Genomic DNA, 26,046 nt, shown 5'->3' with positions numbered 1-26,046 from the left:
ATTTCCAGTTTAAAGTGCGGCCCCCAGGTGCGCACTTTCACGTGAAAGTGCGCGGTCAGGCGATGATCGATGTCATCGTCAGCATCTGGGCGCAAACGTTTTCGTCGCCGGTTGTGCGGACGCGGCCGGTGTCGGCGGGGGTGCGGGTGCAGAGCCGCCAGAACGTGTCCAGGTCCGTCGTCACCGTGGCCAGCGGGGTGCGGGACGGCGGTGCGCCGCGGTCGAGGACCCAGCCGTCGCGCTCGCGGCGGGCGTGCCACTTGCCGGCGCCGGTGACCGTGTAGCCGACCTGCTTGCCGACGCGGGCCTCGACGTCCCGCAGCGTGTGCGGCAGCGCGCGGACGAACGTGTCGGCGATCGGCTCGGCGTACTCGGCCTCCAGCGGCGTGTGTTCCAGCGCCTCGCGGATCTGCACGTGGTGGACCCAGAACTCCGAGTAGTCGCGGGCCGCGTCCAGCCAGCGCGGCGCCGGCTCGGCACCCGCCCAGCTCACCGGCTCACCGAGGACGTCGAGGTCGAGCTTCGCCCAGTGCTCGGTGGTCTGGCCCATGAACTCGTACATCATCGTGAGCAGGACGTCCGTCGAGAGCCGGCGGCAGGCGACGACCCATTCTTCGTTGATCCGGTCGACGAAGCGGGGGAAGGACTCACCCGCGCGGGGGCTTTCCGCGGTGTGCCCGTCGCGGCTCCGGGAGAGCCGGCCGACCTTGTCTCCCAGCAGGTGGGCGGCGATGTCCTTGACCGTCCAGCCGGCGCACGGGGTCGGGCGCTCCCAGTCTTCCTCGGTCAGCGCGCCGAGCAGCGTCATCAGCGCTTGCTCTTCCTTCGAGAAGTACGGGAGGACGTCGATCGGCGGGCCCCAGCGCGTCGGACTCATGGCGCACATCATGCCGGTGGTCACACCACCATCCGGCCTACCCACAGGTAGCATCACCGCGTAAGCAGAGGGGAGTGGGCTCGTGAACGCAGAGCGACCGAACGGCCGGGGCACCGGCGACGAGGTGGCCGACCTGGCCCGCCGCGCCGGTCAGCTGGCCGGCTGGGCCGCGCGCACCGGGTTCGCGCTCGGCCGCAAGCTCCCCGGCGTCGAGACCGCCGAACGCGGGGTCCGGCAGGTGGAGCGGCAGCTGCTCACCGAGCTGCGCCGCCGGCTCGACGAGGTCGACGACCCGTACCACGCGGCGCTGACGGCGGCGTCGGCGATGAACCGCCCCTCGGTGCCCGGGACGGTCGAGGCCACCGTGACGATCGTGCCCGCGCGCGACAACGCCGCCGAGCCGCTGCGCGCCGCGATGGCCGAGCTGCTCAACCACTCCATCGGCTTCGGCCGCGAGCGCGCCCGCGAGTACTTCTACGCGATCATCCTGCGCCAGCTGACCCCGGACGAGGCCCGCATCCTTTCCGCGTTGTCGGACGGCTCGCCGTTCCCCGCGGTCGACGTCGTCGAGCGCACCGGCATCGGCGGCACCGGCCGGGTCGCGCTGCGCAACGCGTCGACGGTCGGCAAGGCGGCCGGGGTGTCGCTGCCCGACCAGGTCCCCGGCTACGTGACGCGGCTGATCGGGCTGGGCCTGGTCGACCTCGACGAAGAGGTGCCGTCGCTGGAGACGCAGTACGAGATCCTGCTGACCGACGAGACCGTGCGCGACGCCGAGAAGCACGTCAAGCGCGCGAAGTTCGTCCGGCGGACGATCCACATCTCGCGCCTCGGCGCGCAGTTCTGGCAAGCCTGCGACCCGAGTCTCGGGTAGCGCATGGGGGCCTTCCTCAGCGGCATCGTCGCCGACTTCGCGCAGCACTGGCCCCTCTACGTCTCGATCCCGGTCGTCGCCGCGCTGATCGGCTACGGCACCAAGCTCGTCGCGATCCGGATGATGTTCCAGCCGGTGGAGTTCATCGGCGTCAAGCCGTTCCTCGGCTGGCAGGGCATCGTGCCCAAGCGCGCCGCGCGGATGGCGAGCATCGCATGCGACACGATGACCGAGCAGCTGATCAAGCCGGCCGAGGTCGTCGCGCGGCTGGACGCGTCCCGCATCGCCCAGGAGATCGAGAAACCGCTGCTCGCGGGCGTCGAGGACATCGTCCGCGAGGTGGCGGGGCACTACCAGCCGGGCCTGTGGGAGTCCCTGCCGGTGCGCGTGCAGCGCCTGGTGATCGAGCGCGTCCAGCACGAGTCGCCGCGGATGGTCGCGGCGGTGCTCGACCTGATCAAGTCCGATGTGGACAGTGTGTTCGACCTCAAGGGCATGGTGGTCACCAGCCTGGTCAAGGACAAGCGCCTGCTCAACCGCATCTTCCAGGAGGCGGGCGCGAAGGAGTTCAAGTTCATCGCGCGCTCGGGCCTGGTGTTCGGCGGCGCGATCGGCGTGATCCAGATGGTGGCGTGGGTGCTGTTCAAGTTCCCGCCGATCATGCCGATCTTCGGCTTGTTCACCGGCTGGTTCACGGACTGGCTGGCCCTGCGGATGATCTTCTACCCGATCGAGCCGCGCCGGTATTTCGGAGTCCAGTGGCAGGGCCTGTTCCTGAAGCGGCGGGCGGAAGTCGCGGAGGCGTACGGGTCGCTGATCGCGAAGGAGATCATCACCCCGCACAACGTCATCGAGGCCATCCTGCACGGCCCGCTGTCGGACCGGGTGCTGGCCCTGATCCAGCGCCAGCTCGACCGCGAACTCGGGAGCGTCGCGAAGCCGCTGCTGGTGTTCGCGGTGGGGAGCCGCAAGTACCAGGACGTGAAGCTGGCGATCGCTTCGCAGATCATGTCCCGGCTGCCGGAGACGATGCGCTACATCGAGGACTACGCGACGGACGCGATGGACATCCGCAACGTGCTGGTGTCGAAGATGAAGCAGCTGTCCCCGAAGGAGTTCGAGCGCCTCCTGCGCCCGGCCTTCGAGCAGGACGAGTGGATCCTGATCGCGACCGGCGCGGTGCTGGGCTTCGCGGTCGGTGAGGCGCAGGTGCTGGTGCTGGAGCACCTGGCCGCCTGATTCCACCCGAACGGCCGTACACCCGGACGTATCCCGGTGCTCACTTCGAGCCTCTACTCTGCGTCAGGACCACGACCGGGCGGGGGAGCCCATGACTGCCGAACCTTGGCCGCAGGAGATCCGGCTGGCGGTGACCATGGTCGGGGGCTCCAGCCTCGCGATCTGGATGGGCGGGGTCGCCACCGAGACCTCGCAGCTGCTCCGGGAATCGCGCGGGGACGCCGAACCCGGGCGGTACCGCAAGCTGCTCGACGTCCTGCGCGCGACCGTTTCGCTCGACGTCCTGACCGGGACCAGCGCCGGCGGGGTCAACGCCGCCTGCCTGGGCCTCGCGGAAGCTTTCCGTTCCACGCCCGGGGTTCTGCGCGACACCTGGATCACCACCGCCTCGCTGGAGAACCTGATCCGGGACGCGCGCGAGCCGGCGCCGCGGTCGGTGCTCGACGGGGACCGCGTGCTGCTCGGTGACCTCGAAGCGGTGCTGCGCGAGATCACCGCGAACGGCGTGCCGCCCGCCGAGGAACCGGACGTCACCGTGCTGCTCACCGGCACGATGATCGACGGGGAGACCACCCGGTTCGACGACGCGCTCGGGAACCTGGTGCGGGACACCGAACACCGGATGCTCTTCCGGTTCTGCGGTCCACTGTGGACGAACGGGGTGGAGGCGCCGCTCGCGCTGGCGGCGCGCTCCACCGCGTCCTTCCCCGGCGCGTTCGAACTCTCGCGGCTGCCGATCGGCACCGCGGGCACCGACCGGCTGCACCCCGACATGACGCCCTACACCGAGCTGACCCGCTCGCACTGGCTGACCGACGGCGGGGTGCTGCTGAACAAGCCGTTGCGGCCGGCGCTGCGCGAGATCTTCGAACGCCCGTCGCAGACGGACGTCCGGCGGCTGCTGCTCTACGTCGTGCCGACCGGCGAACGGGACGCCGACGCCGTCGCGTGCGACCCGGCGAACCCGCCGCTGCTGTCGAACGCGCTGGCCAAGGTCGTCAACACCGTGATGAGCCAGTCGATCAGCGCCGAGCTGGACGACCTGACCCGGCACAACGACGCCGTGCTGCGCGCCAGGGACACCCGGGTTTCGCTGGCCGCGCTGGGGTTGCGCGGCGGGCCCGGCTGCCTGGTCGACGCGCGGATCGCCACCGCCTACCTCGAGCGGCGGACCGCCGAAGACGCCGCCGAGCTGGTCCGGGTCGCCGCGCGGCGGTACGCGCTGTCCGAAGCGGACACCCCCGACCGCGACTGGGCGTCCGGGATGTCGCGGCAGCTGCGCGCGATCGCCGTCGCCGGGCTGAGCAGCGGCGTTCCGGCCGGGCCGCCGGCCGAGAGCCTCGCGGTCGCCGATCTGGTCGGGTACCGGACGACCGCGCTCGACGACGCCGTCGCGACCGGGTTGCAGCTGGTCAACGCCGGGTTCCGGCTCCAGCCGGACGCCGCTCGCGCGCAGGAGCTCAACGACGCTCGCGCCCAGCTGCACGCCGCTCGCGCGACCGCCGGGCGCGGGGTGCGGCTCGGGCAGTGGGTGGCCGCGCACACCGGGCCCGGCGCGAGCAGCACCCTCGAGGTGTGGATCCGCGAGCTGGCCGAGGAGTGGGCCGGGCTGGGCCGCTCGGCCGCCGTCGCCGAGGCCTGGCCGAAGGTGGTCGCGGGCTTGCGCGCGGCCGCGCCGACGCTGCGGGAGCTGACCGCCGCCGGGGACGACGCCGGCACGGTGACCACCCTGCTGGACTGGCTCGAGCTGCGGCCCGACGTGGCCGACGACGTGGTCCAGGCCCGGCTGGTGGCACTGCACGTGGCCACGCGCGGGCTGCTCGCGCAGGCGCCGTCGGTCGACCAGCGGGTCGACCTGGTGCAGGTCAGCGCCGATTCTCGGACGTTGCTGGATATGACGCGCAGCCGGTCCGGGGACAAGCTGACCGGGATGCAGGCGAGCTACTTCGGCGCGTTCTACAAGGCGTCGTGGCGGGCCAGCGACTGGATGTGGGGCCGCGTCGACGGCGCCGGCTGGCTCGTCCAGTGCCTGCTCGACCCGGGCCGCCTCGAGACGCTGCGGGACGTCCTCGGGCGGGAGCGGTTCCGCGACGAGCTCGTCGCCGCGTTCGGCCCGGACTGGCGCCCGCCCGGCGAGCAGGACCGCTGCACGCCGGCCGAAGCGGCGCAGCTGCGCGACCAGCTGACCGCCGAGCTGGCGTTCCTCGGCCTCGACGCCGACCTGAAGCCGGCCGAGTTCGGCGCCGAACGGCCGGTCAGCCTGCCGGTCACGGCGATGGTGCTGGCCCGGCCGCGGCAGGCCGAGATCGCGGCGGAGGAGCTGCCGGTCGTCACGCTCACCTCGCGCTGCGACGCCGACGACCGCCGGGACATCGGCGACGCGCTGGCGAAGGAGCGGACCCCGCTCGACGTCGGCGGCGCGCAGGCGCAGTTCCAGGCCTGCCGCGTCTCGGCGGAGCGGCTCGCCGGCGAACAGGGCACCGCGCGGCTCACCCGCACGCTGGTCGCCCTCGGCGCGGCGACGGTGAACGCGGGGACGGTCGCGTTCCGCCTGCCCGGTGGCTGGCCGCGCACGGTCGCGGGCATCCTGCGCACGGTGGCCAGGAGCACGGCGAAGGTCTCGCAGGGCGCGTCCCGGCTCGGCACCGCGGGCTCGCTCGCCGCCGGCGTCCTCGCGCTGCTGGCCGGCCTGGTGCTCGGCAACGACGGCGGCGCGGTGCTGCAGTGGATCGGCCTCCCGGTGCTGGCCGGCGCAGTCGTCTACCTGGCGACGGCGCTGCTCACGATGGGCCACCTCGCGCGGAAGCTGTTCGCCGTGCTCGGGGTGCTGGTGGTGGCGGCACTGCTGCTGGCCGCGTTCCTGCCCCCGCTGGCCCAGCCGTTCTTCGGCTGGCTCGGCAGCGTCGTCGCGGGCTGGCGGCGCGGGGAGGGCGCGGTGTGGTGGCTGGTGGTGTCGGGTCTGCTGATCCTGCCCGCGGTGGTGATGCCGCTGAGCGGGATCGTGCGACGGCTGCCGCACCGGCGGGCGGCGCGGCAGCTGCCGGTGGCCGCGTCGAGCGGGCGGCACAGCGGGGGCGACCGGCGCCGCCGCCTGACCGTTCGCGGTCGCGCGGACACCTGATCCGGCCCGTCGCCTTGCGATCACCCGGCTTTGGGTTCATGGTGCGACTAGGTCGCCGGCACGCACCGGCGGCCCAGGCGCGCGTGTGCCCCGGGACCGTCCACTTCAAACATGTTTGTGGGACTCCTCACCGGGTACCCCGCGTCGTCGCAGGTCATACGGGGGTCGTGAGCTGCGTCGCTGGCGAGGCGAAAATTCTCTGTTACGTTTCCTGAGTATGTCCGTAACGCACTTGATCGAATCCCCGACCAAGGCGGACGGCGCGCAGCTGTGGCGAATCGCGCGCGATTCCGCCAAGCTCGATCTCAACTCGCCGTACGCATACATGCTGTGGTGCCGCGATTTCGCCGAGTCCTCGGTGGTCGCGCGTGAAGACGGCAAGGCGGTCGGATTCGTCATCGCCTACCGCAGGCCGGACGAGCCCGACGCCGCGCTCGTCTGGCAGGTCGCGGTCGACGCGTCGCAGCGCGGAAAGGGCCTGGCCGGGGCCCTGCTCGACGCGCTCTACACGAGACTCGTCGCCGACGGCGTGCGTTACCTCGAGACCACCATCACCCCGGACAACGAGGCGTCCATCCGGCTCTTCGCGTCGTTCGCGAAGCGGTGGAACGCCGCGATGGAAACCAGTGTGCTGTTCGCCGGGGAAGATTTCCCCGAAGCCGGGCACCTGGCCGAAGAGCTTTACCGCATCGGTCCGCTGACGCCACGCAAAGATCCGGGCGAGTAGGAGAAAAGAAACGTCATGAGCATCTTCGAAGAGCTCGAATCCGAAGTACGCAGCTACAGCCGCGGCTGGCCGGTCGTGTTCGACCGCGCGCAGGGCAGCCACCTCTACGACGAGAACGGCAAGGCCTACCTGGACTTCTTCGCCGGGGCTGGCGCGCTGAACTACGGGCACAACAACCCGCGGCTCAAGCAGGCGCTGATCGACTACATCCAGCGCGACGGCGTCACCCACGCGCTGGACATGTTCACCGTGGCCAAGCGGGACTTCCTGCAGACCTTCCGCGACAAGATCCTCGACCCGCGCGACCTGAACTACAAGGTCGTGTTCCCCGGTCCGGGTGGCGCGAACGCCGTCGAAGCCGCGCTGAAGCTGGCGCGCAAGGTGACCGGCAAGGAATCGGTCATCAACTTCACGAACGCCTTCCACGGCATGACGCTGGGCGCGTTGTCGGTCACCGGCAACTCGATGAAGCGCGGCGGCGCCGGCGTTCCGCTGGTGCACGCCACCCCGATGCCGTACGACGCCTACTTCGACGGCGCGATGCCGGACTTCCTGTACTTCGAGAAGCTCCTCGAAGACTCCGGCAGCGGGCTCAACGAGCCGGCCGCGGTGATCGTCGAGGGCGTGCAGGGCGAAGGCGGCATCAACGCCGCGCGCCTGGAGTGGCTGAAGGGTCTCGACGACCTCTGCAAGCGCCACAACATCCTGCTGATCCTCGACGACGTCCAGATGGGCTGCGGCCGCACCGGACCGTTCTTCAGCTTCGAGGACGCCGGGATCAAGCCGGACATCGTCTGCCTGTCGAAGTCCATCGGCGGCTACGGCATCCCGATGGCGCTGACGCTGATCAAGCCGGAGCTCGACGTCTGGGAGCCGGGCGAGCACAACGGCACCTTCCGCGGCATCAGCCCCGCGTTCGTCACCGCGACCGAGGCGATCAACGCCTACTGGAGCGACGACGAGCTCGAGAAGTCCACCAAGGCGAAGGGCGAGCGCATCGCCGCCGCGTTCTCGGGCATCGTCGAGGCGTACCCGGACGCGAACCTGGTCGCCAAGGGCCGCGGCCTCGCGCGCGGCCTGGAGTTCGAGAACGGAGACCTCGCCGGCCGCGTCTGCGCGGAAGCGTTTGCGCGCGGCCTGCTGATGGAAACCTCCGGTCCCGGCGGCGAAGTCATGAAGCTCCTGCCGCCGCTGACCCTGACCGACGACGAACTGACCCAGGGCCTGTCGATCATCGACGAGTCCATCAAGGCCGTCCTGAAGAAGTAGAGGAGCCACGCCCGTGCTCGTTCGCACGCTCGACGAAATCACCGACACCGACGCCGACATCAAGACCGAGAACTGGCGCAGCAAGCGGATCATCCTGGCCAAGGAGGGCGTCGGTTTCTCGGTGCACGAGACCACGCTGTACGCGGGAACGGTGAACGACTTCTGGTACGCCAACCACATCGAGGCGGTGTTCATCACCTCCGGTGAAGGCGAGATCGAAGACCTGGCCACCGGCAAGGTGTACGAGCTCAAGCCAGGAACGCTGTACCTGCTCAACGACCACGACAAGCACCAGGTCCGGCCGAAGACCGAGATCAAGTGCGTCTGCGTGTTCAACCCCCCGGTGACCGGCCGCGAGGTGCACGACGAAAACGGCGTATACCCGCTGATCACCGAGGACGCGTAAAACACCGGAGAGGAAACTGGAGGCGAAGCCCGTGACGCTGATGGACACCCGGGTCGACGACACCTACCCGACCCGGATCACCGGTACTCCGGCGCACCTGCCGCGCGTGCACCCCACGGTGTGGGGTACCGAAGCCGACGGCCCGATCGACGCCGCCACGCTGGCGAACCACGAGACCAACGGCTACACCGTGGTCGAGGACATGCTCTCCGTCGGGGAGGTCCAGGCGTACTGGCAGGAGCTGGTCCGGCTGTCTTCCGATTCGGAGCTCGCCAGGGACGAGCGGGTGATCACCGAGGCGAAGACCGGTGAAGTCCGGTCGATCTTCGACGTCCACGAGATCTCCGCCCTGATCGCCGAACTGGTGCGCGACCCGCGCGTGCTGGACCGGGCCCGGCAGCTGCTCGGCTCCGAGGTGTACATCCACCAGAGCCGCGTCAACTACATGCCGGGGTTCAAGGGCACGGGCTTCTACTGGCACTCGGACTTCGAAACCTGGCACGCGGAGGACGGCATGCCGTCCCCGCGCGCGGTCAGCTGCTCCATCGCGCTGACCGACAACTACCCGTTCAACGGCGGCCTGATGATCATGCCGGGCTCGCACCGGACGTTCGTCCAGTGCGCCGGTGAGACGCCGGAGGCGAACTACAAGGCCTCGCTCAAGGACCAGCGGGTGGGCGTGCCGAACGAGGACGACATCACCCGGATGGCGGCCGAGCACGGCATCGACCAGTTCACCGGCCAGGCGGGCTCGGCCCTGTGGTTCGACTCGAACATCATGCACGGCTCCGGGAACAACATCACCCCGTACCCGCGCTCGAACATCTTCCTGGTGTTCAACAGCGTGGAGAACGCGTTGCAGGAGCCGTTCGCGGCGAGCGCCCCGAGGCCGGCCTTCATCGCCGGCCGCGACTCGACGCCGATCTCGCGGTAGGCACAGCCCGCCGGTGACCGGCCCGGTGCGCTTTGTTACCGTGTCGCCACCGCGCGGGCGTGTGGTCCGCGCAACAGACGTCTTCGACGGCGAACGGCGGCGGGTGCTTCGCTCGGGGTGAGCACACCCGCCCGATCGCCGGCGAAGACGACGGGCGGACCGCGCCCCCTGGCGGCCCGGCCGGAGGTTTAACACGACCCCGTACCAACGGATCGGGACCGTTGGTACGGGGTCGTTCCACGTCCGGGGGATGTCGCAGGACGTGGACACCCGCGCTGCGGAATCCGCAGAACCGCCAAAACTCCTGGTACCGGACCTGCTCGGCACCCTGTCACCACGGTAAGTTGATTTCCGCGGCAAGGCGGAACCCGGGGAGGTGGGCGCGAGCATGGCCCCGATCCGGTTCCGGCTGCTCGGGCCCGTGCAGCTCCTCCACGGCGACCAGCCCGTCCCGATCGGCGGCCCCGGTGTCCGCGGCCTGCTCGCGCTGCTGGCCCTCAAGCCCGGGAAGGTCGTCGGGCTCGACGACATCATCGACGCGCTCTGGGGCCACGACCCGCCCGCGACCGTGCGCACGATCATCCACGGCAACGTCTCGCACCTGCGGCGGATCCTGCGGGAGCTCGACGGCCCCAGCATCCTCACCACCCCGCCGGGCTACCGGCTCGACGTCGACCCCGACCGGATCGACGTGCACCGCGCGCACGCGCTGCTGGACCGGGCTTCGGCGGCCACCCCCGAGGTCGCGGCCGGGCTGCTGGCCGAGGCGCTCGCGCTGTGGCAGGGGCCCGCGCTCGGCGGCGTGCCCGACTCGCTGCGGGCCCCCGAGCTGGAGGACCTCCGCCGCGCCGTGCACGGCGCCCGCGTCGACGCCGACCTCGAACTCGGCCGCCACGCCGAGCTGATCGTCGAGCTCAGCCCCATCGTGCGGGCCCACCCGCTGGCCGAGCGGACGGCGGGGCAGCTGATGCGGGCGCTCTACCACGCCGGCCGCCGCGGGGACGCGCTCGAGCTGTACCGGACCGTCTCGCGCGCCACCCTCGGCACCATGGGCGTCGAGCCCGGCACCGAGCTGCGCTGGCTGCACACGCGGGTGCTCAACGACGACCTCCCCGCACTTTCACGTGAAAGTGCGGACTCCAGGTGGGCACTTTCACGTGAAAGTGCGGACGCCGCGAAGCCGATTTCGCAGCTGCCCGCCGCCGTTCCGAGCCTGGCCGGGCGCGGGGAAGAGCTGGCCTGGCTCGATGGCCTGGTCTCCCGCGCCGAGGCGGGCGAGACCACGATCGCCGTGGTCACCGGCACCGCCGGCGTCGGCAAGAGCACGCTCGTCGTCTGGTGGGCGCACCGCGCCGCGCGGAAGTTCCCGGATGGGGTCCTGTTCGCGTCGCTGCGCGGCTTCGACCCGCACCACCCGCCGCTGGAGCCCGCCGAGCTGCTCACCCAGTTCCTGCTCGGCCTCGGCGTCGAAACCGCGAAGATCCCCGAGCTGCTCCACGAACGCGTCGCGCTGTACCGGTCGCTGATCGCCGGGCGGCGGATGCTGGTGCTGCTCGACGACGCCCGCACGGCCGAGCAGGTGCGCCCGCTGCTGCCGCCGAGCGCGCGGACGATGACGGTGGTGACCAGCCGTTCGCGCCTCGACGGGCTCGCCGTGTCGAACGCGGCCCGGCAGCGCGTGCTCGGCACGCTCGCGCCCGAGGACGCCGTGCAGCTGATCGAGGAGCTCGCCGGGCCGGCGAGCCTCAACCACGCTCTCGCGCGGCTCTGCGGCTACCTGCCGCTCGCGCTGCGGATCGCGGGCGCGCGGCTTTCGGCGAGCGCGCAGCGGACCGCCGAGGAGCTGGTCGACGAGCTCGGCAACGAGCGGACGCGGCTGGCGGCCCTGCAGGTCGAGGGCGCCGACGACGGCGTGCGCGCCGCGTTCGACGTCTCCTTCCGCGGCCTGCCCGGCGAGATCGCCGAGACGTTCCTGCAGCTGGGCACGGTGCCCGGGGTGCTGGTCGGGCCGCACGTGATGGCCGCGGTCGCGCAGATCCCGGTGCCCGAAGCCCGGCGACGGCTGCGCGCGCTGGCCGCGCACAACCTCATCGCCGAGACCGCGCGGGACGTCTTCGTCCCGCACGACCTGGTCTGGCTCTACCTGCGGGAGCTCGTCGAGCAGGAGCTGGGCGAGAAGGAGCGCGAAGAAGCGCTCGGCTGGACGGTCCGCTACTACCAGGCCGCCGCCGACCGGGCGCGGCGCCGGCTGGGGCCGGTCGCGGACCCGCTCGACTTCACCGGGGTGCTCGCCGACGACGCGATGCCCCCGCTGACCGGCTTCGCCGAGGCGCACGACTGGTTCGTGGCGGAGTGGCCGAACCTCCTCGCGGTCCTCGACGCCGCGGCCGCCGCGGGCCGCCACGACGACGTCTGGCGGCTGGCGCGGCTCGGGCACAGCTACCGCGTCGCCTGCCCGCTGCTGGACGAGTGGACGCGGATGGCCGACCTCGGCGTCGCCGCCGCCGAAGCCGCGGGCGACGTCGCCGGGCAGTGCTGGCTGCGGCTCGCGCGGTCCGAAATCGCGCTGGTCTTCGAGCTGCCCGGGTTCGGCCTCGCGGACGCCGAGCGGGCGGCGGAGCTGGCCACCGGCCTCGCCGACGAGCGGCTGACGACGTCGGCCGACCTGCACCTCGGCCGCGCGCTCAGCCGGCTCGGCGAGCACGAGCGGGCCATCGAGCGGCTCGGCAAGGCCGTCGCGGAGGCCGGCGACGTCACGCTGCGCGGGCAGGCGCTCAGCAGCTGCGCGCAGGCGGAGAAGCGGGCGGGCCTGCTCGCCGAGGCCATCGCCCACCAGCTCGCCGGGCTGCGCATCGACCGCGAACTCGGCGACGACGACCGGGTCGTCGTCTCGCTCGACAAGCTGGCCGACCTCAGCCTGCGGGTGGGCGACCTCGAGGCGGCCGAGCGGTACGTCTGGGAGGCGATCGACCTCGCGATCAGCCGCGAGTTCGTCGCGCGCGAGGGTTCGCTGCGGCTGACGCTGGGCCGCGTGCTGCGCGCCGGTGGCGACCTCGACGGCGCGCGCGAACAACTCGCGCTGTCGGTGCGCATTTACGAGCGGGTGCACCCGAAGCTCGTCGGCGAGGTGCGCACCGAACTCGCCGAACTGCAGTGAAGATTCGCCCGCGCTTTCGAACTGCGACAACTCGGTGTCGGCTCGGCGCATTCATGGCGATGATTCGGTTGCGAACGGGTCACGGCCGGGTTCGCACCGTGAATCCTTAGTGGATTCTTAGTGGGCGCGGGCGGCGTCCGCGTAGGTTCGGCGGTGCCGGCTGAGCCCTAGGGGAGGGGCAGGCTGAGACGCCGGCGCCGGGCCCCGCGCGGGAAACCGCGGCGGGGCCGGGAGCCGCCAGGAGCGGCTCGTGGCGACCCGGCCGGCCGAGGTGGGGGTAGGCCGGCCGGTCGCCAGGCAGGGGTCAGCCCACGTTGGCGGTGCACAGCGCGATGGTCGTCCCGCTGTTTTCCGCGACCTTCTTGCCGTCGACCAGAATGGCGCACTTGATGTCGTTGCTCGCGCTTGAATTGCTGGTGTCCGCGGTGAGCGTCAACAAGTACGAGCCATTGTTGTAGGAAGCCTCGCCCTGCCACGCGTCGGTGCTCGCCGGCGCGTTTTCGGTGCGCTGGTCGCTGAGGCTGCCGTAGCGGACGGTCGCGCCGCCCGCCGAGGTGACCTCGAAGACCACCGCGTGCTTGTCGCCCGCGACCGCGGGCAGGTGCAGCCCGGTCTCGCCGCCGCCGAGGAAGGTCGAGTAGAGCAGCACGCCCGCCGTCGACAGCAGCGCCGCGACCGAAACGACGGTGGCGGTGATCGCGACCCCGCGGTCGCCCGTGGTGCCCTTCTTGACCTGGACCAGCCCGGCGATCGCGAGGATCAGCCCGAGCCCGGCCAGTGGCCACGCCACGAACCCGATGTCGGGGACGAACGCGACACCGAGTGCCGCCAGGCCGAGCAGCAGGCCGACGATCGCCAGGATGTTGCGCCCTGGTTTGGCGTTCGCTTGACGACGCTCCGTGGCCGTCACCGGCGGCGCGGGTCTGCCGTGGCGCGCGGTGGTCGGCGGGTACTGCGGGTCGGTCATCATGCGGGCCCCTTCGGGTGGGAGTGCGACGACGTTAACCCATAAGAGTGCCCGCGAACGAAATTGTTACATTCTGGAAAAAGTCATTGTCCCACCATTTTGCCGTGAGTATCGGTATTTCCTGACATCACGCGCAGGGTGTGGCGATGTGATCAATGCGAAGAATATCGGTGTTCCCACTGTTTTCGTGGCCGTACGGCCTACGACGACCGTCGGTTCCGGTGTTCAAGACGAAAGTCGCGAGCTGGACTTTTCAGTCGAAAAGGCTCACTTCGGGGGTGATTTCGAGGAGCTCGAACACGGGACGCCCGCGGCGGCCGTCGATCGTCGTCGTGCGCACGACGCGCAACCGGGCGGTCACCGGGCGGTCGAGGTTCTCCTTGATCTCGTCGAGCAGATCCGGCGCCACGGCGCCCTGGATTGTCCCGCCGGACTCGCGGTCGAGGTAGAAGATGCGCCGCCGGGTGCGGACGCCGTCGAGCCGCCCGCGCACCGTCTCGTAGCCGACCGCCTCGCGGGATTCGCGGAGGCTGCCCTGGAGGATCCGGGCCTGCTCGGTGGTCATGCTGCGGGTGACCTGCTCGCCCGCGGTCGGCGTCAGGGCCATCCCGATGCCGGCGTTCTTCGCGACGGCGTTGACGATGTCGCTCACCGCGTTGCGGACGGTGTCGCGCTGCAGCAGCACGGCGTCGAGCGCGCCGTCGTCCGAGCCGTTGGCCGGCAGGAAGTCACACAGTTCCTTGACGGCGCGCTCGGAAAGCGTCTCGATGCCGTCGACGATGAGCGCGTCGTCCGGCGCGGGCTCGGGGAAGCCGAAGAAGATCGCGTTGCCCGCCTGGCCGCGCTGGATCAGCGGCGCCTTGTCGCGGTCGGCCTGCTGGACCTGGGTGACCTCGCCGGACGGGTTCCGGATGATGTGCCCGATCTTCGCGGTCGCGTCCTGCAGCGCCCGGCTGATGTCGGAGAAGGTGTAGGCGTCGATGCTCTGCTCGCCGATGACCGAGACGTGCAGCAGCGGCGAGCGGGACGTCCGCTCGAACTTGGCGTTGGCCGCCATCGCCGAGGCGCGCGCGAGGTCGTCGAGCCACGTGCCGCCGGGGATCTCGTCGGCGATGCGCCGGAACTCGTTCCTCACCAGATCATCTCCGGGTAGCCCCTGCCGCCTTCGGCCCAGACCTCGGCCCAGGTGTCCTCGTCGCCGGGGCGGCACAGGAAGCCGTCCAGCATGCCGCCGACCGGCTGCACCTGGTCGAGGTACATGGCGGGCTGCCCGACGATGACGCCGCGCAGCGTGAGCAGGCCGTACAGCGCTGAGCGGCCGGCGTCGTCGAGCCGCTTCAGCGCGCCCCACTCGTCCGGGATGAGGACGACGTCGAGGCTGCGCGGCGGGTGCGCGGTGCGGATGATCAGCTCGCCGCCGATCCAGGCGCGGCCGGACGGCATGATCCGGCGGGCCACGCCGAGGTAGCTGTTGAGCGCGCTGAAGAGGATCTCGCGCTCGTTCTGGTGCGGCGCGTCGAAGACCAGGCGCTCGTAGACGTCGGCGAGGTCGCCCGCGTGGCGGCCCGGCGGCAGGACCTGTTGCGCAGTCCAATGGGGGAGCGCCACGCCACTCCCTCCTCAGCCTCGCTCACAGTGCGTAGCCGAATTTACCAGGATGGGTGTCAGCCACCGCGCCCAGGCTGCTGCGGCCACCGCGGGGCGGCCTCCTCGCTCTCGGGCCAGGCCGGTTCTTCCTCGGTCGGCCAGTCCTCGGCCTCGGCCCCGCGCTGCGGCGGCAGCGGCAGGTGCCCTTCGCGGTGGCCGACGGGCTCGGGCTCGTCGTCGGCCTCGTGGTGCTCCTGGGGCGGGCCCTGCGTCCAGGCGGCCGGGATGAACTGCGTCTGCTCGGCCGCGAGCGGTTCGTCGTACCGCGGCTCGGGTTCCGGCTCGTACGGCGCTTCGACGGCTTCCCGTGCTTCGGCGCGCTTCGGGATCCGCAGGACGAGCCACGAGGTGAGCGCGCCGAGCGCGAAGGCGACGATCAGCCACAGCCAGATCTGCCCGAACAGCCACAACATCGGCACCACCCCTTCAGATGACCGTGATTTCGACCCGCCGGTCCTCTTCGCCGCCGTCGGCCGGCCGGGTGTCGCCGAGGCCCCGGTAGGTCACGCGCTTGGTCGTGAGGCCGTTGGTGGTGAGGATCCGGGCGACGGCCCGGGCCCGGTCCCGGGACAGCTTCAGCGCGGCGCTCTCCCCACCGGGTCCGCGGCCGACGTGCCCGGTGACGCGGTAGCGGAAGGTCTCCGGCGACTTGGCGAGCGCGACGGCGATGCCGCGGGCGGCCTGTTCCCCTTCGGGTGTGAGCCGGGCGGTGTCCGGCACGAAGGTCACGGGCGCCTCGGCGAGCATCCGGTCGATCTCGGCCTGCACCCCGGCCTTGTCGGTCGGCGGCGGCGCGGTGGTCGTCGTGGTGGGCGGCGGCGGGGTGCTGCTGCTGGGGGCCGCGCTCGGCGGCGGTGCTGGGCTCGTGCTCGGGGCGACCGGCACGACGTCGCCCTCGAACTTGGCGGCGCGGACCCCGTCGACCCCTTGGACGACTTCGAGCGCGCGGAGGGCCTGGCCGGGCGCGAAGCCGGTGAGGGTGGCGTCCCGGCCGTCGAAGGTGACGCTCCCGGCGGGCAATCCGGCGGCGGCGAGCGCGGCTTGCGAGCGGGAGGTGAGATCACGCTGGACGCTCCCGGCCTGAGCCCAGGTCACGATCCCCGCGAGCAGCGCCGTGACCAGCACCGCGATCGGGACCAGCAGGATCCAGCGACGCCGACCGGACATAAGGGGAGGGTAGGCCCGGTGCGGCGGGTTGGCGAGTCGGCCGGGGCGGTCCGTCCACAAGTTGTCCCCAGGCAAGTCGACATGTGGACAACTTCGGGGTTCGTGATCGAGTGAGCACTTTCCGTCGGAAGCGGCGGATAGGCTGACGACGGGGTGGCCCCCAGGGAGGGCGGGCTGTGCTGGGGCGGGTTCTGCTGGGGCGGGCTGTGCTGGGGCGGGTTCTGCTGGGGCGGGCTGTGCTTGGGCGGGCTGTGCTGGCCGAGACCCGGGCGCGTCCCGCGCGACGCTAGAGAGGTCCCGAACGACTCATTCGGGACCCCAGGCGCCCCCCCAAAGAGTCATTCGCGACCTCCGGGCCACCCCGAAAACCCGCCCAGGAAGCCTGGCCCGCCCCACAGGCAAACCGAGAACCCCTCAGCTGGCCTGCTGAGCGTTGTCCGGCACCTCGAGCACGTCCATCTGGGGCAGCGGCGTCAGCGGAGCCAACGGCGCGAGCTGCGGCCGCTTCGGTGACAGCCCGTCCCCCATCGACTCGCCGCGCAGCTGGCGGCGGATCCACGGGAGCAGGTGCACCTTCGTCCACGTCAGGTCCGAGCGCCGCGAGTCGATCCAGCGGCTCGGGACCGCCTCCGCCGGCCACGGCTCTCGCCAATCACCCTCCACGGGGATGCCCAGGACCTCCGCGGACTTCCACGCGATGCGGCGGTGGGCGTCCGGGGAGAAGTGGAGGCGGTCGTCGCTCCAGGCTCGGCGGTCGTGCAGCGGGGCCATCGCCCACAGGTCGACCATGCGGGCGCCGTGGCGCTCGGCGATGGCCCACAGGTGGGTGTTGTAGATCGCCACCTTGCCGCGCAGGACCGACATCACCGACAGGACCTTCGTGTCCGGGCCGTTGAACATCAGCACCGGGATGCCCGCCTCGCGCAGCTTGGCGACGCCCTCCTCCAGGCGCTCCGCCACCGCGTCGACGTCCGCGCCCGGCACGATGATGTCGTTGCCGCCCGCGCAGAGGGTGACCAGGTCGGGCTTCAGTTCCAGGGCGATCGGGAGTTGCTCGTCCATGATCTCGTCGAGCATCTTGCCCCGCAGCGACAGGTTCGCGTACCGGAAGTCCGCCCGGCCCGCCGCCAGGATCTCCGCGAGCCGGTCGGCCCAGCCGCGGAACGAGCCGTCCGGCAAGGCGTCGTTGAGGCCCTCGGTGAAGCTGTCTCCTAGGGCTACATAGCTGTCGATTCCGTACACGTTGGGTCCCCTTCCCCATCCCTGCGACCGACTCCCCGACATGTAGTTGTACACCACAACTAACCATCGGGGTCCAACCCCCGCGCCACCCCCGGCTGTTCAGCCCGGGGTAACAGTGTCTTATCTTGTCGGCCTTCTCCGCTCCCTTATTACGCAGTCTTCACCTTCGGCATGCCGTGAAACAGCACACCAAGAGGCAAACCCGGCACCCGATGTGGCGAAGATCTCCCTGCTTGCGGCGTCCCGGGGGCTTTCCGGCAGGCTGGAGAGGTGTCCGGAGAACCCCGTGAGTCGCTCGCGCAGATCCTCGGCGGCCGCCGGGGTGCGCTCGACGCCAGCGTCCCGCCCGCCGGTTTCGTCGTCGGCTGGCTCGTGGCCGGGCAGTCCGTCGCCTGGGGTGCCGGGGCCGCCATCGCGGTCGCCCTCGCGCTCGGGGTCTACCGGGTCGTCCGGGGCGGCAAGATCCGCGCGCTCGTGGTCAGCCTGGCCGCCGTCGTCGCGGCCGCGCTGATCGCCCTGCACACCGGACGCGCGCAGGACTTCTTCCTGCTGCAGCTGATGTCCAATGTGGCCAGCGCCCTGCTGTGGGCGGCCAGCATCGTGGTGCGCTGGCCGCTGCTCGGCGTCGTCGTCGGGCTGCTGCTCGGGCAGAAGGCGCGCTGGCGCCGGGACGCGGTGCTGCTCAAGGCGTATTCACTGGCCAGCTGGGTGTGGGTGCTCCAGTACGTGCTGCGCGTGGTCGTCTACGGCCTGCTGTGGTGGGCCGGCCAGGTCGTCGCGCTCGGCGTGGCCCGCACGGTGCTGTCGTGGCCGCTGGTCGCGCTGACCGTCGCGGTGAGCGGGTGGGTGCTCTACCGGGCGTTGCCACCGGAGCACCCCGGCCTGCGCCTGACGCCGGAGACCAGCTCGGACGACGTACCCAGGGCATAAGGCGGCCCCCGGCGAGGGGGGAGGGTCCGGGGGCCACTGCCTACGGTACCCGGCCGACCCGGGTTCAGTCGACGTTTTCGCGGTTTCGGCCCGCGTTTCGCTCAATCCGCTGGTGGAGCGGGTCTCGGCGCGCCTTCGCCGAAGGCGTCCACGGCGGCCAGCCACGCCGCACCGAGCACGCCATCGGAGCTGGTCAGCACCTCGAGGCCGGCCAACCCGCGGCGGACGAGCGCGCCGACCGGGCTGTCCCCGGTGAGCACCGAGCCGACGAGCACGACCGGAGTCGACTCGCCGGGCTCGCGCGCGGCCAGGGCGTTCGCGACGAGCAACTCGGCCGCGCGGCCGACGATCTCCCGGGCCGCGGGCTCGCCGGCGTCGTGCGCCGCGCTCACCAACGGCGCGAAGCGGGCGAGCCGCACCGGCGCCTCGGCGTTGGCGGCCGTGATGAGCGCGCGCGACGCGGCGAGCCGCCCGGCGTCGGTCCGGACGTCCAAACCGGACGGTCCGAGCGCGGTGGCGAGCACCGCCGACGGCAGTCCTTCGAGGGGACGGCCGCGGCCGAGAGCCTCCAAAGTGGAACGGACGGCTTCGCGGCCGAGCCAGAACGCCGAACCCTCGTCGCCGAGCAGCCAGCCGTAGCCACCCGCGGTGCCGGCGAAGCGCCGCTTGCGGATCCGGCCCGCGATCGAACCGGTGCCGGCGACCAGGACCGTCCCGTCGGGGGCCGACGTCGCCGACGCGTACGCCACTTCGGCGTCGGTGACGGTCCGCACCACGCCGGTGAGCCCGATCCGCGCCCACGCCGCTTCGAACACCGACGCCACCGCCGGATCGCTCAGCTTGCTGACCCCGGCCATGCCGACGACGCACGCCCGCACGGTGCCGGGGTCGCGGTCGCCGAGCGCCGCGGTGATCGCGCCGGCGATCCGGCCCGCGGCGACCTCCGGCGCGTGCGCGTTGGGGTTGGCGCCTTCGCCGCGCCCGGTGCCGAGCACGACGCCGGCGGCGTCGACCAGTGCGGCCCTGGTCGACGTGCCGCCGGCGTCGACGCCGATCGCGGAGGTCACCGGGTCTTGGTCACCTTGAGCAGGCCGCGCGGGTTGTCCGGGTCGCCGCCGCGCGCCAGCGAGAGGCCCAGCGCGATCTGCTGGATCGGCAGGATCTCCAGGATCGGCGCCAGCTCTTCGACGGTCTGCGGGACGTCGATCCGCAGCGCCGCGGGGGTGTCCGCGGACGCCGAACCGACCGCGACGACGTCCGCGCCGCGCTTGCCGACCGCGTCGACGACGTCGCGCATGGCTTCGGCGCCGTGCCCGGCGCTGGTCACCGCCAGCACCGCGGTCTGGTCGTCGACCGCCGCCACCGGGCCGTGCAGCAGGTCGGCCCCGCTGTACGCGCGCGCCGCGAGGTAGCTCGTCTCGGCGAGCTTGAGCGACCCCTCCAGCGCGGTCGCGTAGGAGTAGCCGCGGGCGGCGGTGAGGACCCGGTTCACGAACCGGTACCGGTCGACCGCTCGCTGCACGCCCTCGGTGGCGCCCTCGAGGGTCTGCTGCGCGAGTTCGCCGATCTTCTCGGCGTCGGCCGCCTTGCCGCCGCGCACCGCGTCGACGAGCAGGTAGAGCGCCATCAGCGTCGCGGAGTACGTCTTGGTCGCCGCGACGGCCTGCTCGACACCCGCGCCGATGTCGATGCCGAGTTCGGACGCCGCCCGCAGCGGCGAGTCCGGGGTGTTGGTCACGGAAACGGTCAGCGCGCCCTGTCGCCTCGCCGTTTCGGTGACCTCGATCAGGTCAGGCGACCCACCGCTTTGGCTGACGGTGACGAACAGCACGTCCCGCAAATCGGGTCGCGCGCCGTACAGCGTCGCCGTGGACGGGGAAACCAGACCGGCCGGAAGGCCGAGGAGTACCTCGATCAGGTACTTCGCGTACAACGCTGCGTGGTCGCTCGATCCACGCGCGGCGAGCAAAGCGAACCGCGGGGGCCGTTGTGAGATCTTTTCCGCCACTTCGGCGATTTCCGACTGACGCTGCACCAGACCGGCCAGGACGTCCGGCTGCTGGGCGATCTCCGCGGCCATGTGCTCGCCGGGCCGTTGTTGGGTCATCATTTTCCTCTCCACCTCCGGCATTATGTACCGGACTCAGGCGGCGTCGGTCAGGTCTAGACCAATGTTAGTGGGGCGGGCCGTCGGTGGAAAAGGGTACGTTTCATACGGGGACGTGGCGTGTGATGAGGGAAGGCATAGGGAGTCGGGCATGTTGGAGACCACCACCACGGGCGAGGCGGGCACCGTCGCCGGGATGCGCGGGCAGCGCGAGCCCAAGTATTGGGCATTGAAACAGCACCTCCTCGACCTTTTGGACGTCCTCCCGCCGGGGTCGCCGATCCCGACCGAACGCGCGCTCGCGGGGGAGTTCACGGTCTCCCGCACCACCGTGCGCCAGGCGCTGGCGGACCTGACCGCCGAGGGCCGCCTGCACCGTGTGCAGGGAAAAGGCACCTTCGCGGCCGAGCCGAAGCTCGCGCAGCGGCTGCAGTTGTCGTCCTACACCGAGGACATGCGCAAGCAGGGCCTGAAGCCTTCTTCGAAGCTCCTCGAAGTCGAAGAGCTGCCGGTGGAGGGTGACCTCGCGAAGCTCCTCGGAATCCGCACCGGCGCGAAAATCCTTCGCCTTCGACGCCTTCGACTCGCGGACTCCCAGCCGATGGCGCTGGAGACGACCCACCTCCCGCTCGGCCGTTTCCGCGGACTGCGCAAGCACGTCTCCGCGGGCGGTTCGTTGTACGCCGTTCTGCGCGAGCACTACGGGGTCGAACTCGAACGTGCCGAAGAGACGATCGAGACCTCGCTCGCCGGGCCGCAGGAAGCGGAAATGCTCGGCGCGGACGTCGGCATGCCGGTGCTGATGCTGACCCGGCACTCGTTCGCCACGGACGGCAAGCCGGTCGAGTTCGCCCGCTCGGTCTACCGCGGCGACCGGTACAAGTTCGTCACGACGCTGCTGCCGTAGGGCCCGGTTGACGGGGGATCACCGGCGCGGTGGAGTGAGCACGTGACTGCCACCGAAGACACCGGGATCCGGTGGGGGACGCACGCCGCGCGCGGCGTCCTCGCCACCACCATCCTCGGGTCGGGCATGGCGATGCTCGACGGCACCATCGTCAACGTCGCCCTGCCCCGCATCGGCACCGAGCTCAACGCCTCGGTCGCCGGGCTCCAATGGATCCTCGACGGGTACCTGCTGGCGCTCGCCGCGCTCATCCTCGTCGCCGGCTCGCTCGGCGACCGGTACGGGCGGCGGCGCACGTACCTCGTCGGCGTCGTCTGGTTCGGCGTCGCCTCCGGGCTGTGCGCCGCCGCGCAGTCCACCGAGATGCTCGTCGCGACCCGGATCCTGCAGGGCATCGGCGGCGCGCTGCTGACGCCGGGGTCGCTCGCGATCCTCCAGTCGTCCTTCGCGCACGACGCCCGCGCCCGCGCGATCGGCGCCTGGTCGGGGCTCGGCGGCATCGCGGCCGCCGCCGGCCCGCTGCTCGGCGGGTTCCTCGTGCAGGTCTGGTCGTGGCGGCTGGCGTTCCTCATCAACGTGCCCATCGCCATCGCCGTGGTCCTGATGGCGCGGAAGTTCGTCCCCGAATCGCGTGACCCGGAGGCCACCGGCCACCCCGACTTCGGGGCGGCCGCGCTCGGCGCCGTCGGCCTCGCCGGGGTGACCGGCGCGCTGGTGGAGGCGCCGGGACGCGGGATCGGCGACCCGATCGTGCTGATCGCGGGCCTGCTCGGGATCGCGGGGCTGGCCGCGTTCGTCCTCCTCCAGCACCGCTCGGCGGAACCGCTCGTGCCGCCGTCGCTGTTCCGCGACCGGACGTTCACGCTCTCGAACGCGCTGACGTTCGTCGTCTACGCGGCGCTCGGCGGGGTGATGATGCTGCTGGTCATGCAACTGCAGGTGTCGCTCGGCTATTCGCCGACCGCGGCCGGGCTGGCGGGGCTGCCGCTCACGGTCGTCATGCTGCTGCTGTCGGGGCGCTCCGGCGCGCTCGCGCAGCGCATCGGCCCGCGCACGCAGCTGGTCGTCGGCCCGATCGTCGTCGGCGTCGGCATGCTGCTGATGCTGCGCATCGCGCCCGGGGCGTCCTACTTCGGCACGGTGCTGCCCGCGGTCGTGGTGTTCGGGCTCGGCCTGGCGACGGTGGTGGCGCCGGTGACCGCGACGGTGCTCGCCGCGGCCCCGGACCGCTTCGCCGGCGTCGCCTCCGGCGTCAACAACGCGATCGCCCGCTCCGGCGGGCTTTTGGCGGTGGCGGTGCTGCCCGCGGCGGCCGGGCTGACCGGCGAGGCGTACGCCGACCCGGTGGCGCTGACGGCGGGCTGGCGGACGGCGCTGGTCATCTGCGCGGCGCTGGCCGTCGCGGGCGGGCTGATCGCGCTGGGCATCCACAACGGCGTCCTGGAGCCACCGGCTTCGCCGTCGCCGCCCAAGCCCGACGACGAGTGCCCCCACCTGGGTGAGTGCTACCACTGCGGCGTCGAGGGCCCGCCGACGCACGTCCGCGGCGGCGGGACCCCGGTCGCCGGTTCCTAGCCCGCGAGGATCTCCGCGAACATCGCCGGGTCGGCGTTGCCGCCGGAGACCAGGACGACCGTCTTGCCGGCCGGCAGCTCGCCGGCGTGGAAGAGGTACGCGGCCGTCGTCACCGCGCCGCTGGGCTCGGCGACCAGGCGGGCCTGGCGGGCCAGGACGCGCACGGCCTCGCGGATCTCGTCTTCGGTGACCGTGACCATCTGGTCCACGACCTCGCGCAGGTGGGCGAAGGTCAGCTCGGACGGCTGCGAGCGCAGGCCGTCGGCGATCGTGCGGGCGCGGTCGGCCTGCGGCCAGCGGACCAGCTCACCACGCTGGAGGCTGTCGGCGGCATCCGCGGCCAGCGCCGGCTCGACGCCGATCACGCGCGCCCGCGGGCAGCGGGCCTTCAGCGCGGTGCCGACGCCGGCCGCCAGCCCGCCGCCGCTGACCGGGACGAGCACGACGTCGACGTCCGGCAGGTCTTCGGCGATCTCCAGGCCCGCGGTGCCCTGCCCGGCGATGATGGCCGCGTCGTCGAAGGGCGGGACGAGGGTCAGCCCGCGTTCGGCGGCCAGTTCACGCGCTTTCCCCTCGTGCTCGCCGATCGGCACCTCGATCACCTCGGCGCCGTACGCGAGGGTGGCCTCGACCTTGATCCGCGGCGCGACGTCCGGCACGACGATCACCGCGGGTACGCCGTAGCGTTGCGCGGCGTACGCGACCGCCTGCGCGTGGTTGCCGCTCGAGTACGCGACGACACCGCGTTCGCGCGCTTCGTCGTCGAGGGCCCCGATCGCGTTGAACGCACCGCGCACCTTGAACGCGCCGATCGGTTGCAGGCTTTCGGGTTTGAGCCACAGGGTGCCGCGGGGATCCCACGTCTGGACCAACAGGGGCGTGCGCACGGCGACACCTTCGACGCGCTTCGCGGCGGCCTCGATGTCGGAGATCGTCACCAGTTCCATGTGCCGAGTATGTCAAGAAATCGTTCGGATGGGAGTGTCTACTGTGGACAGACGGAGTGGTACTCCTCACGCCGCGGCAACGCGGGGAGTTCCTCGCGCGCCTTAACCGTTGGACAAGGGGAGAACACGGACTACTCGGATCGGGATCATGACGAAGGAGAACGAAGCGGCTTCCGAAGGAAAGACGGAGGAAAAGCCGGGCCTGCGGATCGTGCAGGTGCTGGCGGCGGCGCTCGCGGCGGTGACCGCCGCGCTGCTGGGCTCGACGCTCGGCGTGGCGGGCACGGTGGTCGGCGCGGGCGTGGCGAGCGTGGTGTCGACGGTCGGCGGCGAGCTGTACTTGCGCTCGCTGCAACGCACGCGCGAGGCGGCGGCGAAGGCCCGCGTGCTGGCGACGTCGGGGATCCGGCGGCGGGGACCCGCGCCGGACGTGCCGGCCGAGGTGGAAATTCCGATTACCGACCAGCCGACGGTGCAGCTGGAGAAGCCCGCCGAGGACGGGCCCTCGCGGCTGCGGAAACTGCGCTGGCCCTTGATCATCGGCACCAGCGTGGCGGCGTTCGCGGTGGCGATCCTGGCGATCGTCGGCCTCGAGTCGGCGACGGGCGCCCGGATCGGCGGCGGCACGGGCACGAGCATCGGCAAGATCTTCGGCGGCGGTGGCGGCCACACCGACACCACACCGTCGACGACGCCGACCACCGGGACCAGCGACACCCAGGTGTCCCCGACGGAGACGACCACGACCCCGCCGGAAACGTCGACGACCCCGACGACCTCGTCGGAGACGCCGACGACCACGCCGAGCACGTCGACGCAGCAGCCGTCGACCTCGGCCCCGGCGACGACGGCCCCGCCCACCAGCCAGGGGGCGGCGACCACGCCGACGCCGTGACTGTGGTCAGGCCAGGTGGGAGCGAAGGGCGCGGGTGGCTTCGGTGGTCGCGCGGCCGACGTTGCGGGAGGCCCTCGCGTCGAGTACCGAAGGCAGTCGGTCGTCGTTGACCTCGGCCACGCCGACGCCGTGACTGCGGTCGGACCGCGTGGGTGCGGAGGGCTCGGGTGGCTTCGGTGGTCGCGCGGCCGACGATGCGGGAGGCCCTCGCGTCGAGTACCGAAGGCAGTGGGTCGTCGTTGACCCGGCCACGACGACCCCGCCCACCAGCCAGGGGGCGGCGACCACGCCGACGCCGTGACTGTGGTCAGGCCAGCTGGGAGCGAAGGGCGCGAGTGGTTGACGACGATGCGGGACGCCCTCGCGTCGAGCACCGCGTGACTGCGGTCAGACCAGGTGGGAGCGGAGCGCTCGGGCGGCCTCGGCGGGGTCCTCGGCCTCGGTGATCGCGCGGACGACGACGATGCGGGACGCCCCCGCGTCGAGCACCGAAGGCAGCCGGTCGCCGTCGATGCCGCCGATTGCGAACCACGGGCGTTCCGGGGCCCAGCCGGCCACCGCGCGCACCAGGTCCAGGCCCGGTGCGTCGCGGCCCGGCTTGGTCGGCGTCGGCCAGCACGGGCCCGTGCAGAAGTAATCCACGCCGGGCTCCGCCGACGCCGACAGCGCCTGGTCGAGGGAGTGGGTCGAGCGGCCGATCACGACGTCGTCGCCGAGGATGCGGCGGGCCAGCGGGACCGGGATGTCGTCCTGGCCCAGGTGGAGCACGTCCGCGCCGACCGCCAGCGCCACGTCCGCGCGGTCGTTCACCGACAGCAGCGCGCCGTGGCGCTCGCACGCCTCCGCCAGCACCTCCAGCGCCGCGATTTCGGCCGCGGCCTCCAGTGGCGCACCGCCGGTCTTGTCGCGCAGCTGGATGACGTCGACGCCGCCGGCGAGGGCCGCGTCGGCGAACGCGGCCAAGTCGCCGCGGGAGGTGCGGGCGTCCGTGCACAGGTACAGGCGCGCGGCGTCGAGGCGGGCGCGGATCTTGTCACCGGAGAGGGCGGGCATAGCGG

23 protein-coding genes are annotated in these 26,046 nt (G+C 71.8%); 12 read left to right on the top strand and 11 right to left on the bottom strand.

Annotated elements, in window-relative coordinates; translation table 11 throughout:
* Positions 1–55: 55 nt before the first annotated feature.
* Positions 56–877 carry a maleylpyruvate isomerase family mycothiol-dependent enzyme gene (locus AB0B33_RS35975; RefSeq protein ID WP_360780221.1) on the bottom strand — a complete coding sequence of 274 codons (822 nt, stop codon included), beginning with the start codon at positions 875–877 and terminating at the stop codon, positions 56–58.
* A gap of 82 nt (positions 878–959) precedes the next feature.
* Between AB0B33_RS35975 and AB0B33_RS35970 the strand changes: the two genes are divergently transcribed.
* The 8 genes from AB0B33_RS35970 to AB0B33_RS35935 all read left to right on the top strand — a co-directional run bounded on the left by AB0B33_RS35970 (position 960) and on the right by AB0B33_RS35935 (position 12,604).
* Positions 960–1,751: an Abi-alpha family protein gene (locus AB0B33_RS35970; protein WP_247017725.1), complete on the top strand. Its 792-nt coding sequence runs from the start codon at positions 960–962 to the stop codon at positions 1,749–1,751.
* Between the two features lie 3 nt (positions 1,752–1,754).
* Positions 1,755–2,990 (top strand): DUF445 domain-containing protein, encoded by a 1,236-nt coding sequence (locus AB0B33_RS35965; protein WP_247017727.1) that lies wholly within the window; start codon positions 1,755–1,757, stop codon positions 2,988–2,990.
* A 91-nt stretch (positions 2,991–3,081) separates the two neighbouring features.
* Complete coding sequence (locus tag AB0B33_RS35960; protein ID WP_360780216.1) at positions 3,082–6,111, top strand: patatin-like protein; 3,030 nt, start codon at positions 3,082–3,084, stop codon at positions 6,109–6,111.
* Between the two features lie 217 nt (positions 6,112–6,328).
* Complete coding sequence (ectA, locus tag AB0B33_RS35955; RefSeq protein ID WP_360780213.1) at positions 6,329–6,838, top strand: diaminobutyrate acetyltransferase; 510 nt, start codon at positions 6,329–6,331, stop codon at positions 6,836–6,838.
* A gap of 15 nt (positions 6,839–6,853) precedes the next feature.
* Positions 6,854–8,107 carry a diaminobutyrate--2-oxoglutarate transaminase gene (gene ectB / locus AB0B33_RS35950; RefSeq protein ID WP_360780210.1) on the top strand — a complete coding sequence of 418 codons (1,254 nt, stop codon included), beginning with the start codon at positions 6,854–6,856 and terminating at the stop codon, positions 8,105–8,107.
* Between the two features lie 13 nt (positions 8,108–8,120).
* Positions 8,121–8,513: an ectoine synthase gene (locus tag AB0B33_RS35945; protein ID WP_003071625.1), complete on the top strand. Its 393-nt coding sequence runs from the start codon at positions 8,121–8,123 to the stop codon at positions 8,511–8,513.
* A gap of 31 nt (positions 8,514–8,544) precedes the next feature.
* The gene (gene thpD / locus AB0B33_RS35940) at positions 8,545–9,447 is read left to right on the top strand and encodes an ectoine hydroxylase (RefSeq protein WP_360780207.1); all 903 of its coding nucleotides are present in this window, start codon (positions 8,545–8,547) and stop codon (positions 9,445–9,447) included.
* 388 nt (positions 9,448–9,835) lie between these two features.
* A complete protein-coding gene (locus tag AB0B33_RS35935; RefSeq protein ID WP_360780204.1) occupies positions 9,836–12,604 on the top strand; it encodes a BTAD domain-containing putative transcriptional regulator in 2,769 nt (922 codons plus the stop codon).
* 304 nt (positions 12,605–12,908) lie between these two features.
* Here the strand turns inward: AB0B33_RS35935 and AB0B33_RS35930 are convergent, their stop codons facing one another.
* The 6 genes from AB0B33_RS35930 to AB0B33_RS35905 all read right to left on the bottom strand — a co-directional run bounded on the left by AB0B33_RS35930 (position 12,909) and on the right by AB0B33_RS35905 (position 17,627).
* Positions 12,909–13,574: a DUF4190 domain-containing protein gene (locus AB0B33_RS35930; RefSeq protein ID WP_247017739.1), complete on the bottom strand. Its 666-nt coding sequence runs from the start codon at positions 13,572–13,574 to the stop codon at positions 12,909–12,911.
* A 250-nt stretch (positions 13,575–13,824) separates the two neighbouring features.
* A complete protein-coding gene (locus tag AB0B33_RS35925; protein ID WP_247017741.1) occupies positions 13,825–14,706 on the bottom strand; it encodes a hypothetical protein in 882 nt (293 codons plus the stop codon).
* Positions 14,703–15,179 carry a hypothetical protein gene (locus AB0B33_RS35920; protein ID WP_247017743.1) on the bottom strand — a complete coding sequence of 159 codons (477 nt, stop codon included), beginning with the start codon at positions 15,177–15,179 and terminating at the stop codon, positions 14,703–14,705. Before AB0B33_RS35920 ends, AB0B33_RS35925 begins: the two co-directional genes overlap by 4 nt.
* 56 nt (positions 15,180–15,235) lie before the next feature.
* Positions 15,236–15,631 carry a hypothetical protein gene (locus AB0B33_RS35915; RefSeq protein ID WP_360780199.1) on the bottom strand — a complete coding sequence of 132 codons (396 nt, stop codon included), beginning with the start codon at positions 15,629–15,631 and terminating at the stop codon, positions 15,236–15,238.
* A gap of 13 nt (positions 15,632–15,644) precedes the next feature.
* Positions 15,645–16,385: an OmpA family protein gene (locus AB0B33_RS35910; protein ID WP_360780197.1), complete on the bottom strand. Its 741-nt coding sequence runs from the start codon at positions 16,383–16,385 to the stop codon at positions 15,645–15,647.
* A 414-nt stretch (positions 16,386–16,799) separates the two neighbouring features.
* On the bottom strand, positions 16,800–17,627 hold the full coding sequence (locus AB0B33_RS35905) for an SGNH/GDSL hydrolase family protein (protein ID WP_360780194.1): 828 nt from the start codon (positions 17,625–17,627) through the stop codon (positions 16,800–16,802).
* A 270-nt stretch (positions 17,628–17,897) separates the two neighbouring features.
* Between AB0B33_RS35905 and AB0B33_RS35900 the strand changes: the two genes are divergently transcribed.
* Entirely contained in the window at positions 17,898–18,557 is a 660-nt protein-coding gene (locus tag AB0B33_RS35900) for a DUF3159 domain-containing protein (protein WP_360780192.1), read from the top strand.
* A gap of 101 nt (positions 18,558–18,658) precedes the next feature.
* On the opposite strand, the gene AB0B33_RS35895 is transcribed toward AB0B33_RS35900, so the two are convergent.
* Positions 18,659–19,624 (bottom strand): BadF/BadG/BcrA/BcrD ATPase family protein, encoded by a 966-nt coding sequence (locus AB0B33_RS35895; RefSeq protein ID WP_360780189.1) that lies wholly within the window; start codon positions 19,622–19,624, stop codon positions 18,659–18,661.
* Positions 19,621–20,667, bottom strand: coding sequence for an SIS domain-containing protein (locus AB0B33_RS35890; RefSeq protein ID WP_247017756.1), 1,047 nt, complete (start codon positions 20,665–20,667; stop codon positions 19,621–19,623). Before AB0B33_RS35890 ends, AB0B33_RS35895 begins: the two co-directional genes overlap by 4 nt.
* Positions 20,668–20,815: 148 nt before the next feature.
* Between AB0B33_RS35890 and AB0B33_RS35885 the strand changes: the two genes are divergently transcribed.
* Positions 20,816–21,571, top strand: coding sequence for a GntR family transcriptional regulator (locus AB0B33_RS35885; RefSeq protein ID WP_247017758.1), 756 nt, complete (start codon positions 20,816–20,818; stop codon positions 21,569–21,571).
* Positions 21,572–21,613: 42 nt separating this feature from the next.
* Entirely contained in the window at positions 21,614–23,146 is a 1,533-nt protein-coding gene (locus tag AB0B33_RS35880; RefSeq protein WP_360780184.1) for an MFS transporter, read from the top strand.
* Here AB0B33_RS35880 and AB0B33_RS35875 read toward each other — a convergent pair.
* On the bottom strand, positions 23,143–24,093 hold the full coding sequence (locus AB0B33_RS35875) for a threonine/serine dehydratase (RefSeq protein ID WP_360780181.1): 951 nt from the start codon (positions 24,091–24,093) through the stop codon (positions 23,143–23,145). The two genes, AB0B33_RS35880 and AB0B33_RS35875, sit on opposite strands and share 4 nt — an antisense overlap.
* Positions 24,094–24,241: 148 nt before the next feature.
* On the opposite strand from AB0B33_RS35875, the gene AB0B33_RS35870 reads away from it, so the two are divergent.
* A complete protein-coding gene (locus tag AB0B33_RS35870; RefSeq protein ID WP_360780178.1) occupies positions 24,242–24,988 on the top strand; it encodes a hypothetical protein in 747 nt (248 codons plus the stop codon).
* 387 nt (positions 24,989–25,375) lie between these two features.
* On the opposite strand, the gene thiE is transcribed toward AB0B33_RS35870, so the two are convergent.
* Positions 25,376–26,041 carry a thiamine phosphate synthase gene (thiE, locus tag AB0B33_RS35865; protein WP_360780175.1) on the bottom strand — a complete coding sequence of 222 codons (666 nt, stop codon included), beginning with the start codon at positions 26,039–26,041 and terminating at the stop codon, positions 25,376–25,378.
* Positions 26,042–26,046 lie beyond the last annotated feature (5 nt).

The sequence above is a fragment of the Amycolatopsis sp. NPDC049159 genome (assembly GCF_040648295.1).
Classification (GTDB): domain Bacteria; phylum Actinomycetota; class Actinomycetes; order Mycobacteriales; family Pseudonocardiaceae; genus Amycolatopsis; species Amycolatopsis pretoriensis_A.
The sequence above is the reverse complement of the archived record's forward strand: the minus strand, read 5'-3'. Positions and strand labels throughout refer to the sequence as shown.

Coding starts and splice junctions, on each gene's coding strand:
- AB0B33_RS35975 (WP_360780221.1), bottom strand. CDS start 877: ATGAGTCCGACGCGCTGGGGCCCGCCGATCGACGTCCTCCCGTACTTC.
- AB0B33_RS35965 (WP_247017727.1), top strand. CDS start 1,755: ATGGGGGCCTTCCTCAGCGGCATCGTCGCCGACTTCGCGCAGCACTGG.
- AB0B33_RS35960 (WP_360780216.1), top strand. CDS start 3,082: ATGACTGCCGAACCTTGGCCGCAGGAGATCCGGCTGGCGGTGACCATG.
- ectA (WP_360780213.1), top strand. CDS start 6,329: ATGTCCGTAACGCACTTGATCGAATCCCCGACCAAGGCGGACGGCGCG.
- ectB (WP_360780210.1), top strand. CDS start 6,854: ATGAGCATCTTCGAAGAGCTCGAATCCGAAGTACGCAGCTACAGCCGC.
- AB0B33_RS35935 (WP_360780204.1), top strand. CDS start 9,836: ATGGCCCCGATCCGGTTCCGGCTGCTCGGGCCCGTGCAGCTCCTCCAC.
- AB0B33_RS35930 (WP_247017739.1), bottom strand. CDS start 13,574: ATGATGACCGACCCGCAGTACCCGCCGACCACCGCGCGCCACGGCAGA.
- AB0B33_RS35915 (WP_360780199.1), bottom strand. CDS start 15,631: ATGTTGTGGCTGTTCGGGCAGATCTGGCTGTGGCTGATCGTCGCCTTC.
- AB0B33_RS35910 (WP_360780197.1), bottom strand. CDS start 16,385: ATGTCCGGTCGGCGTCGCTGGATCCTGCTGGTCCCGATCGCGGTGCTG.
- AB0B33_RS35890 (WP_247017756.1), bottom strand. CDS start 20,667: ATGATGACCCAACAACGGCCCGGCGAGCACATGGCCGCGGAGATCGCC.
- AB0B33_RS35885 (WP_247017758.1), top strand. CDS start 20,816: ATGTTGGAGACCACCACCACGGGCGAGGCGGGCACCGTCGCCGGGATG.
- AB0B33_RS35875 (WP_360780181.1), bottom strand. CDS start 24,093: ATGGAACTGGTGACGATCTCCGACATCGAGGCCGCCGCGAAGCGCGTC.
- AB0B33_RS35870 (WP_360780178.1), top strand. CDS start 24,242: ATGACGAAGGAGAACGAAGCGGCTTCCGAAGGAAAGACGGAGGAAAAG.
- thiE (WP_360780175.1), bottom strand. CDS start 26,041: ATGCCCGCCCTCTCCGGTGACAAGATCCGCGCCCGCCTCGACGCCGCG.